This window comes from Burkholderia sp. Bp9099 (assembly GCF_003857805.1).
GTDB lineage: Bacteria > Pseudomonadota > Gammaproteobacteria > Burkholderiales > Burkholderiaceae > Burkholderia.
The window spans coordinates 32320-49025 of the sequence record NZ_QTPU01000045.1 but is presented as its reverse complement, the minus strand read 5'-3'; the positions used below and the strand labels follow the sequence as shown (position 1 = coordinate 49025).

Here is a 16706-nt window from a genome sequence, read left to right as displayed (position 1 = left end):
GCCAACGCCAACGCCAACGCCAACGCCAACGCCAACGCCAACGCCAACGCCAACGCCGACGCCGACGCCAGCGTCAACGCCAACGCCAACGCCGACACCGACACCGACACCCGGTGCCGAGCAACCGGCGAGCGCGGCATCACCCACGCCCGTTCATTCCGCCGGCCCTACGCTGGCGCCGGACGTGCTGGCCTTTCTGCAACGCGACGCGATCGCGGACGACGCGCCTCAGCGTACCGACGCCACGCCGACGCACCGCTTCACCTGGCGGCCGGTCGAGATCGAGCCGCTGCCCGACCTGCCGGCGGCCGAGCTGAGCGGCAAGCGGATCGCGATCGTCAACGGCCGCGGTCGCACGGTCGAGCGCGTGGTGGCGACTCTTACGCGCGCCTGTGCGAAACCGGGCGTGTTCGCGCCGGCCGACGGCGTCGATCCGGCAGCCGCCGCGAGCGCGTTCGCCGCGCAGTCGGGGCCGTTCGACGGGATCGTCGATCTCGGCATCGAAGCGCAGTTCTCGCTCGACGCGCGCGATCAATGGGAAGCGCCGCTGCGCCGTACGGTCGCACTGCTGCAGGCGTGCTACGGCGACTGGTCGCAGGAAGAATCGACGTCGCGGCTGTTCTATCTGGCGCTCACCTGGCAGGACGGCCTGATGGGCCATGGCCACGGCCCGCTCGTGCAGCCGCTCGGCGGACTGTGGGCCGGCCTCGCGAAGACGCTGCCGCAGGAACTGCCGAACTGCAACGTGCGCGTGCTCGACATCGCGCCCGACGAAACGGGGCGCGTCGACCAGCTGGTCGCGCGCGAACTGTACCGCTGGGGACGCTTCGAGGTCGGCCACCGCGGCGGACGCCGCCATACGCTCGTCGCGACCCGCGACGATCTGCCGGCCGACGCGGCGCCCGACTGGGCGCCCGACGACGTCGTGCTGTTCTCGGGCGGCGCGCGCGGCATCGGTTTCCTGGCCGCGTGCGCGCTGGCAAAACGCCATCGCTGCACGGTGGTCGTCACCGGGCGCGATGCGTTGCCCGCCGGCGACGAGCCGTGGCTCGCGCTCGACGACGCGGGCTTCAAGCGCTACGGGCTCGAGCAACTGCGCCAGGCGACGCCCGGGCGATCGCCGAAGGCGATCCGGGATGCGCTGCGGCAGCTCGAACGCCGGCGCGACCTGAAGGCGTCGCTCGACGCCGTGGCCGCGCTCGGCCTGCCGGTGCACTACCGCGTATGCGACGTGACCGACGCGGAGGCCGTGCGCACGCTGTGCGACGCATTCGGCGACCGGCTGCGCGCCGTGATCCACAACGCGGGCATCGATCAGCCGGTGCGCTTGCCGCGCAAGCGCGCCGACGAGTTCATCGGCATCGCGCGCGTGAAGGTGCTCGGCTTTCTCAATCTCTACGCGGCGGTGCGCAACCGGCCGCGCGTCGACTGTTTCGTCAACGTCGGCTCGCTGACCGGCCGCTGGGGCGGAATGACAGGCGAGACCGACTATGCGGCCGCGAACGAGGCGCTGGCGCGGCTCGGCTGGTGGGCGCGGCGCGACGCCGGCGAGCGCGTCGTGAAGACGATCGCGTGGCCGACCTGGGACGGTGTCGGGATGATCACGAACCTCGCCGTCACGCGGCGCTACGTAACGCCGATGCGAATCGACGAAGGCGTGCGCCACTGGCTCGCGGAACTCGCGAATCCAGCGAATTCAGCGACATCCGGCAGCGGCGAGCCGATGTACATGGGCGCGGTCGGCCGCGCACTGACGCCGATCCAGCTGCGCGGGTTCGACGCGGTGGAAGGCTTGCCGAACCTCGGCGAACTCGCGACGCGCCGGCATCACGCGGGCGCGCCGCGACGCTTCCGGCCGTTCGCTTGCTTCTCGACGCGCTATCGCACGGCCGGCGCACCGTACACGCATGCCTTCCGCGTCGACGGCCGCGCGGCCGTGCCGGCGTCGCTGCTGCTCGAGCACGCGCGCGTCGTGGCCGACTGGGTCGCGCCGCCCGGCGGCGAGCGGGCCTGCCTGCAGGAAGCCGTCGACATCACGATCGCGCTCGACGCGCTCGCCGACGCGCTCGACGGCCATGGCGATCTCGCGCTCGACACCGACGTGAGCGGCCGCACGGTGGACGACGGCTGGCACGTGACGGTGCGCTGCGCGTCGCTTGCCGCCCGCGTGCTGCTCGATGCGACGTTCGTGTACCGCAGTCATCCACCCGGCGGCACGACCGTCGCGCTGCCGCGCGAGACGGAGGACGGCCCGGCCCGGCGGTCCGCACGCGCGAGCTGGCGCGACGACTTGTTGCCCGAGGCCCGATGGAGCGGCGGCATCGCGCAGGCGAAGGCCGCCGACCCCGCCGCGCTGTGGGGTGTACAGGGTGTGCAGGGTGATGCAGGGCGCGTGCCGTGTCCGCAGCTGTGGCTGCCGGTCAATCACCTGGAAAACGTGCTGCGCGTGCTGCTCGGCGCGTGGCCCGCCGACGGCGAGCCGCCGCACGCATGGCGCATCGGCCGCATCGTGTTCGGCTCCGCGCACGCGGGCGACGCCGACATGCTGCTGCGCTATCCGGACGATCGCTTCGCGATCGCGGATCGCGCGGGCGCATCGATCGCAGACCTGTACGACGCGCGGCTCGCCGGCGCGACCGACACGCAAGCCGTGACGGCGTCGGCTACTTGAACGGGAAGAGGAGGTTCACCATGACGGAGCGCAACGACGGCGCGCGGTACTGCATCATCGGCGCGGGCGCGGCGGGCATCACCGCCGCGAAGAACCTGCTCGCGGCCGGCATCGGCTTCGACGTGATCGAGCGCGAGGACGACGTCGGCGGCAACTGGTACTACGGCCGCCCGAGCGGCGCGGTGTATCGCTCGATCCACATGATCAGCTCGAAGCGGTTTTCCGAGTACACCGACTTTCCGATTCCCGACGACTATCCGACCTATGCACGCGGCGACCAGGCACTCGCGTATCTGCGCGCGTACGCGCGGCGCTTCGGCGTGTACGACCGGATCGAGTTCGGCCGCTCGGTGCTCGAGATCGCACCGGTGCAGGGCGGCACGCAGTGGCGCGTGGAACTGGATCGCGGCGAGGTGCGGACCTATCGCGGCGTGATCGTCTGCAACGGCCACCTGTCGCATCCGCAACTGCCCGACTATCCGGGGCGGTTCGACGGGCTGCAGCTGCATTCGTCGCAGTACCGCACGCCGGAGATCTTCGACGGCAAGCGCGTGCTCGTGGTCGGCGCCGGCAATTCCGGCTGCGACATCGCGGTCGAGGCTTCGCATCGTGCGCGCGCGGTCTTCCACAGCACGCGCCGCGGGTACTACTACTGGCCGAAATTCCTGTTCGGAATGCCGGCGGACGAGTGGGCGGAATGGCCGCTGCGGCTGCGCATGCCGCTGTGGGCGCGGCGTTTTTTCGGCGAGCGGCTGCTGCGCCTGACGACGGCCGGGCAACCCGAACACTACGGGCTGCGCAAGCCGGACCACAAGCTGTTCGAATCGCATTTCATCATCAATTCGACGCTGTTCTATCACCTCGGCCATGGCGACCTCGCCGCGCGGCCGGACGTGCGCGAACTGAAGGGCGATCGCGTCGTGTTCGTCGACGGCAGCGAGGAGGCGATCGACGTGATCGTGTACGCGACCGGCTACCAGCCGAGCTTCCCGTTCATCGAACAGGCGCACCTGCAATGGCGCAAGCAGCAGCCGTCGCTGTACCTGAACCTGTTCGACGCGCAGCATCGCGACCTGTTCTTCATCGGGCTGTTCCAGACCTCGACCGGCAACTGGCCGTTGATGGACTACCAGGCGCAGCTGCTCGCCCGCTACCTGCATGCGCGCGACGCGGCGCCGCGCAAGGCCGCGCGCATCGACCGGCTGATCCGGCGCGGCCGCTCGGACTGGAGCGGCGGCATCGCGTTCCATCGCACGCCGCGGCACGTGATCGAGGTCGAGCATTTCGCGTACCGGCTGCAGCTGCGGCGGCTGATACGCGGGTTGCCGGCCGTGCCCGGCGGTGCGGGCGCGGACGCATCGAAGGTGGCGCCGGCGCACGCGGTGCGCGCGGGAGGTGCGTCGTGAGCCTCGTGCATGTCGAACACCTGTCGAAGACCTACCTGCTCGACAGCGTGCGCGTGACCGGGCTCGCCGACGTGTCGGCGACGCTCGACGCGGGCCGCTTCACCGTGCTGAGCGGCCCGTCGGGCAGCGGCAAGACGACGCTGCTGAACCTGATCGGCTGCATCGACCGCCCCGACAGCGGGCGCGTGATGATCGCCGGTCACGACACGGCGTCGCTGTCGGACGATGCGCTGTCGGATTTTCGCGCGCGCCATGTCGGCCACGTGTTCCAGACCTTCAACCTGCTGCCGGTGCTGTCCGCGTACGAGAACGTCGAGTATCCGCTGCTGATGGCGGGCTGGTTACCCGCGCGGCGCGCGGCGCGGGTGCGCGACCTGCTCGACGCGGTCGGCCTGGCCGACAAGGCGCGGCACCGGCCGAGCCAGCTGTCGGGCGGCCAGCGCCAGCGCGTCGCGATCGCGCGTGCGCTCGCGGCCGAGCCCGCGATGGTCCTCGCGGACGAACCCACCGCGAACCTCGACAGCGCGACCGGGCACGCGATCATCGCGTTGATGCGCGCGATCCAGCGCGAGCGCGACGTGTCGTTCATCGTGTCGTCGCACGATCCGGAGGTGGTGAAGGTGGCCGACGCCGTGATCCGGATTCTCGACGGCCGCATCGTCGGCCACGAGCGGGCCGGCGACGACACGGCGACGCAGGAGGTGTACCGATGACCCATACGCTGATGCTCGCGCTGCGCAACCTGCAGCGCAACCGCCGGCGCTCGCTCACCACGCTGCTCGCGATGATCGTCGGCGTCAGCGCGATCCTGTTGTTCGGCGGCTTCAGCCGCGACATCACGCTCGGCCTGCAGACCGACTTCGTGCAGCGCAGCGGCCACCTGCAGATCCAGCGGCAGGGCTATTTCCTGTACGGCACGGGCGACCCGGCCGCGTACGGGATTCGCGGCTACCCGGCGCTGATCGAACGATTGCGGCACGACCCGCAGCTCGCGCCGCTGCTGCAGGTCGTCACGCCGACGCTGCAGTTCGGCGGGATCGCCGGCAATTTCGCGGCCGGCGTGTCGCGCACCGTGATGGGCTTCGGCGCGATTGCGGACGACCAGTACCGGATGCAGCAATGGAACGCCTACGGGTTCCCGCTGCAGCCGCGCACATTCGCGTTGCGCGGCAGCGCCGGCGACGCGGCGATCGTCGGCCTCGGCGTCGCGCGCGTGCTGCACCTGTGCGGCCCGCTGCGCGTGCCGGATTGCCGCGATGCGCCGCCGGCCCCGGCCGAGCCGCCTGCCGACGGCCCGGCTGCGACCGCGCCGCCCGACGTGCTCGCGCTCGCACAGGCCGAGGCCGGAACGCGGCCGGCCGCCGACGGCGCGCCCCATGTCGAAGTGCTGACCGCGAGCGCGGGCGGCGCGCCGAACGTCGGCCGCTTCTCGGTTGTGAAGGCGGACCAGCAGGGCGTGAAGGAACTCGACGACGTGTATCTCGCGGTGCAACTGCCGCAGGCGCAGCGGCTCGTCTACGGCGGCGCCGCGCCGCGCGCGACCGCGATCGAGATCCAGCTCGCGCGCACGGCCGACCTGCCGGCGGCGCGGGCGCGCATCGAGGAGCTGCTGCACGGCGGCTTCGACGGGCAGGCGCTCGACGTCGTCGATTTCGCGACGCTGAACCCGTTCTACGACCAGACCAACCGGATGTTCTCGGTGATCTTCGGTTTCGTGTTCGTGCTGATCAGCGCGATCGTGCTGTTCGTGATCAGCAACACGATGAGCACCGCGATCATCGAGCGCACCGTCGAGATCGGCACGCTGCGCGCGATGGGCATGCGGCGCGGCGGCATCCAGGCGCTGTTCGTCTGCGAGGGCGCGCTGCTCGGCGTGGCCGGCGCGTCGCTCGGCGTGCTGGTCGCGCTCGCCATTGCCGCGATCGTCAATCGCAGCGGGCTGGCCTGGACGCCGCCCGCGCGGATCGACGCCGTCGCGCTGACGGTGCGCGTGTGGGGCGAGTGGCGAACCATCGCCGTCACGTTCGCCGGGCTCGCGTGCGTGGCCGGGCTGTCCGCGTGGCTGCCGTCGCGGCATGCGGCGCGGCTGTCGATCGTCGATGCGCTGCGGCACGTGTGAGGTCGCCCGATTGCCGCGTTTTTCGTTCACTTCACTTTCGGGAGAGCGCCCGTGCGTCGCCTGTTCGTTTCATGCTGTCTGAGTCTTTCGTTCCTGGCCGGCGTCGCGCCTGCGCAGCCGGCGCCCGATCCGCAGAAGGTGCTCGCCGCGAGCGACGCGATCCGCACGCCGGAGAAATCGTTCGTGTTGACCGCGACGCTCGTCGAGTACCGGTCCGGCAAGCAGGTCGACGGCAATACGCTGTCGATCCATTCGAAGCCCGACGCGCCCGGCGGTGCGTTCCGCACGCTGGTGCGCTTCGTCGCGCCGGCGCGCGACACGGGCAAGCTGATGCTGAAGAACGGCAACGACCTGTGGTTCTACGATCCGGTGAACCAGGCCAGCGTGCGGATCTCGCCGGACCAGCGGCTGCTCGGCCAGGCCGCCAACGGCGACGTCGTGACGGTCAATCTCGCGCACGACTATACGGCCGCGCTGAAGGGCGTCGAGGACATCGTCGACGGCGACCGGCAGACCCGTCGCGCGTACCGGCTCGCGCTCGCCGGCCACGGCGACGGGCTCACGTACCGGCGCATCGAGATCTGGATCGACGCGGCGAACAACCGGCCGCTGAAGGCACGCTTCTATTCGGAAAGCGACCGGCTGCTGAAGACCGCGTTCTATCGCCGCTACACGATGCAACTGGGCGTCGAGCGGCCGACCGAGACCGTCATCGTCGACGGGCTCGACAGCAACTGGGTCACGGTCATGCGCTTCTCCGACTACGCGTGGCGCGACATTCCCGATGCATGGCTGCAGCGCGACTACCTGTCCCGCTTCCAGGCGCAATGACGGCGCGGCGCCGAGGCCGGATCGCGGCGCTCGCGTTCGTGCTGCTGCCCGCGCTCGTACATGCAGCGGATGCGGGTGGGGAGGGTGGAGCGGGTGCGGCGGATGGCACGGCCGGCGTCGACGCGGCCGATGCCGCGGCGCTCGCGCTGGCCGACCAGCCGGCCGCGCCCCCCGCCGATACCGCGAAGCCGTGGAAGCTGAACGTGCAGGACGCGCTGCGCACGAGCCGCTATCGCGACGGCGGCGAGGCCGGCCGCAACCAGCTGTCGATCGAGTTCGAATACGGCCAGTGGCTGACGCCGTCGTTCGCCGCGCATTTCTCGATGCGCTTCGACCGCTTCGATCCGCTCGGCACGTCGCGCACGTCGTCGCGCGACGTGACGCTCGTGAAGGAAGCGTATGCGAGCTGGCGCGCGTCCCCCGCGTTCGTGGTCGACGCGGGGCGCGTGAACGAGCGGCTCGGCGCGGCGATCGGCTACAACCCGACCGACTTCTTCCGGGCCGGGGCGGTGAGTCTCGACGTGCCGCCCGATCCGGACAGCCGGCACACGAACCGGCTCGGCACGGTCGGGCTGCGCGCACAACAGGTGTGGGACTCGGGCTCGCTCGCGGCGCTGCTGTCGCCGCGGCTCGAGCGCCGCAGCCTGCCGGGCGATCCGGCCGCGTCGTCCGACCTGCAGCGCACCAACGGCGTCGACCGCTGGATGCTCGTCGCGAGCCAGCGGCTCACCGCGGCGATCCAGCCGCAATGGATCGTCTACGGCGAAAGCGGGCAGGCGCCGCAGTTCGGCCAGAATCTGAGCGTGCTGCTCGGCAACTCGGTGGTCGCGTACCTCGAATGGACGGGCGGCTACCGGCGCTCGCTGATCGCGCGTGCCACCGGCGCGGCCGACGATCGTGCGTTTCGCACCAGTTCATCGGTGGGCGCGACGTGGACGCTGCCGGTCGACCTGTCGCTGACCGCCGAATTCCAGAGCAACGGCGGCGGCGCAAACGCGGCGCAATGGCGGTCGCTGCAGCGCGCGAACCCGCTCGCATGGGGCCGTGCGGTGCAGACCTCGATTGCCGCGCAGGAACTGCAAACCCGTCACGGCGTGTTCGTGATGGCGGCGTGGCGTAATGTCGGCGTGCGTCGCCTCGACCTGTCGGGTTTCGTGCAGGCCGATCTCGGCGGCGGCCGGCAATACTGGCTCGAGTTGCGGCGACGTTTCGACCGCTTCGACGTCGCGCTGCAATGGCTGCATCAGGGCGGGCCGTCGTGGAGCCGCTTCGGCGCGATGCCGGAGTCGACGAGCGTTCAGGTGCTGGGCATTTTTTATCGATGACGCAAGGAGAATTCGAATGAGCAAACGCGCGCTTCAGGCGGCGACCGCCGTGCTTGCGCTGGTTCCGACGATCACCGGGGTGCTCGGCATGATGGGCATCCACGATCCGCTGTACGCGTCGCTCGGCATCGCGCTGCCGGCCGACGCGACGCTGGACGGCAACCTGCGTTTCTATGCGGGCGTCTGGCTCGGGCTCGGGCTCGCGGCGTTTTCGGTGATCCCGCGCATCGAGCATCAGGGGCGGCTGTTCGCGACGCTGTGGACGATGATCTTTCTCGGCGGTATCGGGCGGCTGATTTCGCTCGCGGCGCTCGGGCTGCCGTGGCCGCCGTTCGTCGGTTTCACGGCGCTCGAAGTCGTCGGCGCGCCGCTGTTCATCGCATGGCAGCGGCGCGTGGCCGCGCATGCCGCAGGGGAGCACGCGAATGCATGACATCGACATCGACCAGCGCATCGCGCCGCGTCGTGGCGCCGACGCGGCCGTGCGGGGCATCGCGGTGGCGTTCCTGCACGCCGTGTCGGCACGCTGCGTGCCAATCGGGTACGCGCGGTTCATCGCCCGTATTGCCCTGCTCGCGTGGGTCCTGCTGGGCCCGGTGCAGGCTGATGCGCAGACGGCCGTCGACGACTACGCGGCGACCCGCTATCCGATCGTCCTCGTGCACGGGTTGACCGGGACCGACGACTATTTCGGCGTCCTGCCGTACTGGTACGGCATCCAGGCCGATCTTCAGCGGCATGGCGCGACCGTCTACGTCGCCGACCTGTCCGGTTTCCAGGGCGACCTCGGCCCGAACGGGCGCGGCGAGCAGTTGCTGGCGTACGTCAAGCAGGTGCTCGCGGTCACGGGCGCGGCCAGGGTGAACCTGATCGGCCACAGCCAGGGCGGGCTGACGTCGCGCTACGTGGCGTCGGTCGCGCCCGCGCTCGTCGCGTCGGTCACGACGATCGCGACGCCGCACCGCGGCTCGCAGTTCGCCGATTTCGTGCTGGGCGCGCTGAAGCTCGACCCGACCGGCCTGTCGACGCCGATATTCGGTGCGCTGCTGAACCTGTTCGGGATCCTCACCAGCGACACGCACAACACGAACCAGGATGCGATCGCCGCGCTCAACGCGCTGAGCACGCCCCGTGCCGCGCAGTTCAATCAGCTGTTCCCGAGCCCGGGGCTCGGCGCCGGCGCGTGCGGCACCGGCGCACCGATCGAGACGATCGGCGGCAACGTGCATCTTCTGTACTCGTGGAGCGGGGCCGCGTATCAGCCGGTGTCGCTGCTCGGCATCGTGACCGGCGCGGTCGACACCAGCGTGATTCCGGTCATCGATCCGGCGAACGTGCTGGATCCTTCGACGCTCGTGTTCCTGACGGCCGGCAACGTCATGGCGCTGGCCGGCGCCGGCCCGAACGACGGTTTCACGTCGACCTGCAGTGCGCGGTTCGGCACGGTGATTTCGACGCGCTATCGCTGGAATCACTTCGACGCGATCAACCAGCTGCTCGGCGTTCGCGGCGCCTATGCGGAAGACCCGGTCGCCGCGCTGCGCGTGCAGGCAAACCGGCTGAAGCAGCAGGGCGCCTGAGCGATGGAGGTCCGGACCATGCTGTCCCGCGCGGTGTTGTACGGCGCGACCGGGGCGATCGCCGCGGCCGCCGTTTGGCACGCGTTCGGTCGTCAGGCTGCGTCGACGGCTGCCGTGGCCGCCACGGATACCGCGCCGCCCGGCCACGCCGCGCCGAGCGGTGCGGCGGTGCCGCGGCCGGTGCTTGCCGTGTCGGATGTCACGCTGCCGGCATCGCTCGCGGGCGCGCGTGCGCCGCGCCTGCCGGTCGGGCCCGGCGGGCGCCTCGCGCACGCGCATGCGGTGCGGGAATTCTTCGATTACTTTTTGCTTGCGCAGCATGACCTGACGCCCGCGGCGCTCGATGCGCTGGTCGCGCACGAAATCGCATCGCAGCCGATCGGCGAGCCGGCCCGCCGCGATGCGCTCGATCTGTGGCCGCGCTATCGCGCGTGCATCGCCGCGTTCGACACGCTGCCGGGCGCGCTGCCGGCAGGCGCCGGTCTCGATCCGGACGGCATCGCAGGCGAACTCGAGCGGCGTGCGGCGCTCGCGCGCCGCTGGCTCGGCGACTGGAGCGCGCCGTTCTTCGACGCGGAATTGCGGCGGCAGCGCGGCGATCTCGACCGGATCAGGATCGCGCGCGATCCGACGCTCGACGACGCGCAGAAGCGCGCACGCCTCGCCGCACTCGATCAGGCGTTGCCGCCGGACGAGCGCGACGCACGCGAGCGCGCGGCGCGCCAACGCGATGCGCTTGCAACGCTCGCGCGGCTCGACGGCCAGCGCGCGACGCCCGATGCGCTGCGTGCGCAGCTCGGCGCCGAAGTCGCCGCGCGCGTCGAGCGGATGCAGCAGGGCGACGATGCGTGGCGGGCACGCTATCGCGATTACGCGGCCGAACGCGACCGGCTCGACGCGCAGCCGCTTGCGCCCGACGCGCGCGATGCGCGGCTCGCGCAATTGCGGCAACGCGACTTCCCGGATCCGGCGGACGCATTGCGGGCCGCATCGCTCGACGCGGGCCGGGCCACGGCATCGGCGCACTAGCACCCGTCTCGGACGTGCACGCCGTCACGGCGCTCACCTGACGAGGGAGAAGTGTGGGATAACCCACACTTTCCGCATTCTTTTCGATTCGGGAATGATTTTAATTTCCAGTGTAAATCGCATTACCGCGCATTGACATTCATGCACCGTTTTCAATGATTCATTGCGCAATCCGTTTTATATGGGTGGGATTTAAATCGCCAATTTTTTATTGACAATGCAAGTATCTTCGGATGGCGAGCCGAACTGTCAAATTACTTCATGTAACAAAAGCGGAGTGTCGCGTACGGTTGGGCTGCGTGATACCTTTTTGCTCAATGTCACCGCGCTGAAAAGGCGGAGAAACCGTTAAACCGGTGCGGTGAAAACAGCAGGAAGGTCCGGTGGCCGAGGGGCAGGGATACAACGTACGAGGTGCGCCGTGATACATCAGGCCAACAACGTCATCGAGTTGCCGCATGCACTTGGTGCCAATCATTTCCTGTCAGCGCTCGACGGAATTAACCGTTCCGAATTGGCGCCTCATCTGATGCTTTCGAATCTCGAGACCGGCCAGGTGCTGTGCGATGCCGGCGAGAATCTGGAGGCCGTCTATTTTCCGGTGACGGCGGGCATTTCCCTGCAATACACGGCGGGCGGCAAGACGACACTCGGCGTGACGGAAATCGGCCGCGAAGGCATCGTGTGCGACGACGTCATCGGCAGCGCGATGCAGCGCCGCGTCGTCGTCTATCGCGGCGGGTTCGCGTACCGGCTGTATGCGCGCCGCTTCGCGGACGCGTGCGACGTGTCGGCGGCGATCCGGCGGCAGGTCTTCGTGCGGATGCAGCTGGCGTTGTCCCAGGCGTCGCAGGTCATGTTCTGCAGCCGTCATCACGTGATGCGGCAGCAACTGGGCCGCTGGCTGCTGATCGCCTACGAGCGCGCACGCAGCATCGAAATCCCGGTCACGCACGGCATGCTGGGGCAGATGCTGGGCGTGCGCCGCGAGACCGTCACCGATGCCACGCGGCAGCTTCACGAGCTTGGCCTGATCCATCAGCATCGCGGTGCCATCGTGCTCACGGATCTCGCCGGTCTCGAACGGCAGGGCTGCGATTGCCATCGGGTCGTGCGCGACGAAACACGCCGCATTCTCGCGACCGATGCCGGTACGGATGCCGGCGCCGAGTTGTCGCGCCGCGTCCGGACGACATAGTCGCCGGCACCGCGTCGTGGCGCGATGGCATGCACGGCGGCGCGGCGCGCAAAGGGAACGGGGAGGTGCCTGGCGCAGGCGGTGCGGCGACGCGTCGGGCAGGCGGCATCGACAAGAATCAGAAAAACAGTCATTCAGGTATGGAAAACATTTCGAAGCTCCAGAGTCAGCGCAGCTCGTTCCACGTGTGGCCATGGAGTCCGGCGCTCGGCATCCTGCCGATCGTCGTCGTGGTCGTCGCGCTGGCCGGGTTCGTCGCCGTCAGCCTGATCGTGATCATGTCGTTGCGCGTGTACGTCGGCGGCGAAAGCAGCTGGTCGAAGGCGCAGAAGGACGAGATCCTGCTGCTGAGCCGCTACGGGCAGACCGGCGACGAAAAGCTGTTCGACGAATACCTGGCGGTCGACCGGACCCTCACCTTCCTCGGCGCCGCGCGCCGCGCGATGACCAGTACGCCGCCGGACCACGGCGTGGCGCGCCAGGCGCTGATCGAGGCGGGCATCAATCCGGTCGATGCGGCGGCGGTGGTGTGGTTCTACCCGATCCTGAGCAGCTTCGCACGCCTGAACGCCGCGTTGCAATACTGGGAGGACGCGGACCGGCAACTGGTCGACCTGCGCAGGATCGCCAACGCGCTGCACGCGTCGGTGCATGCGGACGACGTCCGGCGCACGAGCAGCCTGAACCACGCGATCTGGGATCTCAACGCGCACATCGAACCGCTGCCGAAGCGCTTTTCCGACGAACTGAGCGCCGAATTCCGCTCGGCCGTCATCCAGCTGTTCCTGTCGTACATCGTGGCCTCGCTGCTGATCATCCTGCTGTCGGTGCGGTGGGCGAGCCGCGCGCAACGCCAGCAGGTGTCGATGCAGACCGAGCTGGACCGGAGCCAGGCATTCGCGGCAGCCGCGCTGCGCTCGGTCGCCGATGCGATCGTCACGATCGGCCTCACGCGCGGTATCGAGACCGTCAATCCGGCGGCCGAGCAGCTGCTCGGCACGTCGTCGCGGCAGTGTGTCGGCAAGCCGATCAACGACGTGCTGGACCTGATCGACACGTCGACGGGCATGTCGATCAAGCTGCTCGCGTCGCTCGGCAACCGCAGCGACCCCACGTTCACCCGCGATCTCGACCTGATCCGCGTGTGCGGCTCGGCGGTGTCGGTGCGCGCGTCGCTGTCGAAGATGGACAACGCCGCGGGCCGCTGCGTCGGCTACGTGCTGATCCTGCGCGACATGACGCGCGAACACCAGTTGATCGAGAAGCTGACCTGGCAGGCGTCGCACGATGCGCTGACCGGCCTCATCAATCGCACGGCGTTCGAGCGACGCCTGGGCGACGCGCTGGCGCAGCGCGGCGGCGGGATGCTGCTGGTGCTCGACCTCGACGGCTTCAAGGAAGTCAACGACGTGTGCGGCCACGCGGCGGGCGACGCGCTGCTGCGCGACGCGACCGCGGTGTTCGCGCGCAGTCTCGGCCACGACGACGTGTTCGGCCGGCTGGGCGGCGACGAATTCGGCATCCTGCTGCCGGCCGGCCGCGACGGCGCGCCGGACGGCGGCAAGGCGGAACGCCTGCGCGCGAGTCTCGAGGACTTCACGTTCCTGTGGGAAGGCGAGCCGTTCAAGCTCAGCGTGAGCATCGGCGTGCTGGATCTCGCGTGCCGGCCCGAGAGCGTCGAGAAGGCGATGCAGATGGCCGACGTCGCGTGCTACGTCGCGAAGGATCGCGGCCGCAACCGCGTGCATGTCGCGGATTCGCGCGACATGCATTCGAGCCGCCAGGCGTATCACACGCAGTGGAGCCGGCGCGTGAAGACGGCGCTCGAGACGAATTCCTTCCAGTTGTATGCGCAACCGATCGTGCCGATCCAGCCCGCGCTCGGCGCGCGGGAGCGCGCGGAGATCCTGCTGCGCATTCCGGACGCCGACGGCAAGCTGATCTCGCCGGTGTTCCTGCCGGCCGCCGAGCGCTACGGCCACATGACGATGATCGACCGCTGGGTCGTACGCACCGTGATCCGGCGCCTCGCGCGGCTCGAACAGCGCCGCTACGTCGAATACAACGTGAACCTGTCGGCGATGTCGATCACCGACGAGCGCTTCGTGGAGTTCGTGATCGCCGAACTGTCGGCGTCGGGGCTCGACCCGTCGCTGCTGTGTTTCGAGATCACGGAGACGAGCGCCGTGCGCAACCTGGAGGTCGCGTCGCGCTTCATGTGCGAGCTGCGCGACCTCGGCTGCCGCTTCGCGCTCGACGACTTCGGCGCCGGCATGTCGTCGTTTTCGTATCTGCGCCAGTTGCCGATCGACTACCTGAAGATCGACGGCGGCCTCGTGTCGACCATGACGTCCGACAGCATCAAGCGCGGCATCGCGTCCGCGATCAACGACATCGCGCACGTGATGCAGTACCGCACCGTCGCCGAGCACGTCGAGGATACGGCGACGGCCGAGATGCTTCGCGCGCTGGGCGTCGACTATTGCCAGGGCTATTACTTCAGCCGCCCCGCGCCCTGGCAGGAAGGGGGATTCCATTGAACCAAGCGAGGAACGAACGCATGAGTGCTCCATTTGAACTGACCGGCGACCTGATGGACCTGGCGAGCTATCCGGCCTGGCTGCGCGACGTGGTCGGCGCGACCGACGAACTGAAGGCGCGCGTCCGTGCGCATCCGGTGTTCGCGGCGATGAGCGGCGGGACGCTGCGCGCGTCGCAACTGCGCGCATTCTTCGTGACCGGCTGGGCGGTGGTCAGCCAGTTTCCGGAATACATGGCGATGAACCTGGTGAAGACCGCCGCCTACCGGTCGCGCGGCGACGAGAAGGCGCGGCGCTATCTGATCCGCAATATCCGCGTCGAGCAGAACCACGTCGATCACTGGGCCAACTGGGCGGCGGAATCGGGCGTGACGATCGACATGCTGCTGCGCGGAGACGCGCCGCTGGCCGGATTCTCGCTGAGCCACTGGTGCTGGAAGAGCGGCAGTACCGACGCGCTCGCGCCGAGCATCGCCGCGACCAACTATGCGATCGAGGGCGTGACGGGCGAGTGGAGCGCGCTGCTGTGCGCATCGCCGTACGAACGGCAGTTCGAACCGGCCGTGCGGCATCGCGCGATGCGCTGGCTCAAGCTGCACGCCGACTACGACGACCGGCATCCGTGGGAGGCGCTCGACATCGTCGCGACGCTGCTCGGCCAGTCGCCCGCGGCGCGCGACGTGCGGGACGTCGAGACGTCGATCCGCAAGAGCCTGAGCTATTTCCTGACGAGTCTCGATTGCTGCATGCATGTGTAGTCGCCGGCGTCGTGCGCGCGCGGGTTCGTGCGGGCCGCACCCGGCCGTTCCGGCTGGAAGGCGGGCCGGCGTGACGTCGCGATGCGCCGTGCGGGCCGTCGTGCTGGACGATTTTCCATGGCCACCCAAGTTCTCGTCGTAGAGCCCGATCCGCGCATGCGCGACAGGATCCGCGTGCTCCTGCGCGGCTGCCAGATCGATACGTCGGCGCTCGACGATGTGTCGATGCTGCTCGCGCACGTGAGCGCGGCACCGCCCACCCTGATCGTGTTGCGGGTCGAACGGCCAGCCACGACGTTCTACATGGCGCTCGGCGCACTGCGGCGGGCCGGTTACGACATGCCGGTGATCGTGATCAGCCGCGACGCGCAGGTGGTCGACAAGGTCGTCGCGCTCGAGATCGGCGCGGACGACTATGTCGTGGAGCCGTTCGAGCCGATGGAGCTGGTCGCACGCGTGCGCAGCGCGATGCGCCGCTACGCGCCGAACCGGCCGGAGTCGCCGCGCGGGCCGCGGAATGCCGAAACCTATGCGTTCGGCGACATCGAGGTGAATTTCGTCACGCGGCGCGCGACCCGCGCGGGAGACGACCTCGGGCTGCGCGCGAGCGAATTCGCGCTGCTCGAACTGTTCATCTCGCAGCCGCTGCGCGTCCTGTCGCGCGCGGAGATCCTCGCGCTGCTGGGGCTGACCGTGGCCGGGCGCTCCGAGCGCGGGCTCGACGTGCTGATCTTCCGGCTGCGCAACCTGATCGAGCAGGCGGTCGGCGACTATCGCTACATCCGCACGGTGCGCGGCAAGGGCTACATCTTCGTGCCGCTCGGCACGCTGGCAGACGACGCGGCCCCCCCGCCGCACGCGTGAGCGGGGCGCGGGCACGTCGGGCATCGCGCCCGGTGCGTCGCGCGCCGGCATCGACCAACCTTCGCCTGCGCATGCCGCCATCGCCCCGGTTCACCATCGGGGCGACCCGCCATTGTCGGTTTAGAACGACCGTGCTAAATTTCCCGCCAGCATTGGCAGTCGCCGACCCGATCATCCGGTTTCGGAGCCTTTGGTCATCGGGTCGTCGCGTGGCCGTGGCTCGACGTGACGCTCGCCGCGCACGCGTGCGATCGCGATTTCCACGCCGGCAAGCGTGCCGCCGCGCGTTACTTCTTTCGCCGGGAGCTGCCGAAGGTGGATGCGCAGCTCGACCTGCTGGCGAGCGCCGATACGACGACGCTCGAGATGCGCGACGCGTGGTTCA

13 protein-coding genes and 1 pseudogene are annotated in these 16706 nt (G+C 69.5%); all 14 read left to right on the top strand.

Going from position 1 to position 16706, the window contains the following annotated elements; all coding sequences use genetic code 11:
- The first annotated feature begins 184 nt into the window (after nucleotides 1–184).
- Nucleotides 185–2671, top strand: a complete 2487-nt coding sequence (locus DIE17_RS34175; RefSeq protein WP_260426337.1) for a KR domain-containing protein — start codon at nucleotides 185–187, stop codon at nucleotides 2669–2671.
- Nucleotides 2672–2691: 20 nt separating this feature from the next.
- Nucleotides 2692–4077 (top strand): NAD(P)/FAD-dependent oxidoreductase, encoded by a 1386-nt coding sequence (locus DIE17_RS34170; protein WP_124521305.1) that lies wholly within the window; start codon nucleotides 2692–2694, stop codon nucleotides 4075–4077.
- Nucleotides 4074–4790, top strand: a complete 717-nt coding sequence (locus DIE17_RS34165; protein ID WP_124487611.1) for an ABC transporter ATP-binding protein — start codon at nucleotides 4074–4076, stop codon at nucleotides 4788–4790. Before DIE17_RS34170 ends, DIE17_RS34165 begins: the two co-directional genes overlap by 4 nt.
- The gene (locus DIE17_RS34160; RefSeq protein ID WP_124573151.1) at nucleotides 4787–6196 is read left to right on the top strand and encodes an ABC transporter permease; all 1410 of its coding nucleotides are present in this window, start codon (nucleotides 4787–4789) and stop codon (nucleotides 6194–6196) included. The genes DIE17_RS34165 and DIE17_RS34160 overlap by 4 nt, the downstream gene beginning before the upstream one ends.
- 51 nt (nucleotides 6197–6247) lie before the next feature.
- Nucleotides 6248–7027: an outer membrane lipoprotein-sorting protein gene (locus DIE17_RS34155; protein WP_124521301.1), complete on the top strand. Its 780-nt coding sequence runs from the start codon at nucleotides 6248–6250 to the stop codon at nucleotides 7025–7027.
- Nucleotides 7024–8352, top strand: coding sequence for a hypothetical protein (locus tag DIE17_RS34150; protein ID WP_124521299.1), 1329 nt, complete (start codon nucleotides 7024–7026; stop codon nucleotides 8350–8352). Before DIE17_RS34155 ends, DIE17_RS34150 begins: the two co-directional genes overlap by 4 nt.
- 16 nt (nucleotides 8353–8368) lie before the next feature.
- Nucleotides 8369–8785, top strand: coding sequence for a DUF4345 domain-containing protein (locus DIE17_RS34145; protein ID WP_124521297.1), 417 nt, complete (start codon nucleotides 8369–8371; stop codon nucleotides 8783–8785).
- Nucleotides 8778–9932: a triacylglycerol lipase gene (locus tag DIE17_RS34140; RefSeq protein WP_124521295.1), complete on the top strand. Its 1155-nt coding sequence runs from the start codon at nucleotides 8778–8780 to the stop codon at nucleotides 9930–9932. The genes DIE17_RS34145 and DIE17_RS34140 overlap by 8 nt, the downstream gene beginning before the upstream one ends.
- 18 nt (nucleotides 9933–9950) lie before the next feature.
- On the top strand, nucleotides 9951–10961 hold the full coding sequence (locus DIE17_RS34135) for a lipase secretion chaperone (protein ID WP_260426338.1): 1011 nt from the start codon (nucleotides 9951–9953) through the stop codon (nucleotides 10959–10961).
- 421 nt (nucleotides 10962–11382) lie between these two features.
- Nucleotides 11383–12159: a Crp/Fnr family transcriptional regulator gene (locus tag DIE17_RS34130; RefSeq protein ID WP_124487617.1), complete on the top strand. Its 777-nt coding sequence runs from the start codon at nucleotides 11383–11385 to the stop codon at nucleotides 12157–12159.
- A 140-nt stretch (nucleotides 12160–12299) separates the two neighbouring features.
- Entirely contained in the window at nucleotides 12300–14699 is a 2400-nt protein-coding gene (locus DIE17_RS34125; RefSeq protein ID WP_124487618.1) for a putative bifunctional diguanylate cyclase/phosphodiesterase, read from the top strand.
- Between the two features lie 20 nt (nucleotides 14700–14719).
- The gene (locus tag DIE17_RS34120; RefSeq protein WP_124521293.1) at nucleotides 14720–15457 is read left to right on the top strand and encodes a TenA family transcriptional regulator; all 738 of its coding nucleotides are present in this window, start codon (nucleotides 14720–14722) and stop codon (nucleotides 15455–15457) included.
- Between the two features lie 117 nt (nucleotides 15458–15574).
- A complete protein-coding gene (locus tag DIE17_RS34115; RefSeq protein WP_124487619.1) occupies nucleotides 15575–16321 on the top strand; it encodes a winged helix-turn-helix domain-containing protein in 747 nt (248 codons plus the stop codon).
- 186 nt (nucleotides 16322–16507) lie between these two features.
- Nucleotides 16508–16705, top strand: a pseudogene (locus DIE17_RS38185) (acyl-CoA dehydrogenase C-terminal domain-containing protein); the annotation flags it as partial.
- Nucleotide 16706: the final 1 nt, after the last annotated feature.

Excerpts from the sequence above, each read along its gene's own strand:
- DIE17_RS34170 (WP_124521305.1), top strand. The coding sequence starts at position 2,692 with ATGACGGAGCGCAACGACGGCGCGCGGTACTGCATCATCGGCGCGGGC.
- DIE17_RS34160 (WP_124573151.1), top strand. The coding sequence starts at position 4,787 with ATGACCCATACGCTGATGCTCGCGCTGCGCAACCTGCAGCGCAACCGC.
- DIE17_RS34150 (WP_124521299.1), top strand. The coding sequence starts at position 7,024 with ATGACGGCGCGGCGCCGAGGCCGGATCGCGGCGCTCGCGTTCGTGCTG.
- DIE17_RS34145 (WP_124521297.1), top strand. The coding sequence starts at position 8,369 with ATGAGCAAACGCGCGCTTCAGGCGGCGACCGCCGTGCTTGCGCTGGTT.
- DIE17_RS34140 (WP_124521295.1), top strand. The coding sequence starts at position 8,778 with ATGCATGACATCGACATCGACCAGCGCATCGCGCCGCGTCGTGGCGCC.
- DIE17_RS34135 (WP_260426338.1), top strand. The coding sequence starts at position 9,951 with ATGCTGTCCCGCGCGGTGTTGTACGGCGCGACCGGGGCGATCGCCGCG.
- DIE17_RS34125 (WP_124487618.1), top strand. The coding sequence starts at position 12,300 with ATGGAAAACATTTCGAAGCTCCAGAGTCAGCGCAGCTCGTTCCACGTG.
- DIE17_RS34120 (WP_124521293.1), top strand. The coding sequence starts at position 14,720 with ATGAGTGCTCCATTTGAACTGACCGGCGACCTGATGGACCTGGCGAGC.
- DIE17_RS34115 (WP_124487619.1), top strand. The coding sequence starts at position 15,575 with ATGGCCACCCAAGTTCTCGTCGTAGAGCCCGATCCGCGCATGCGCGAC.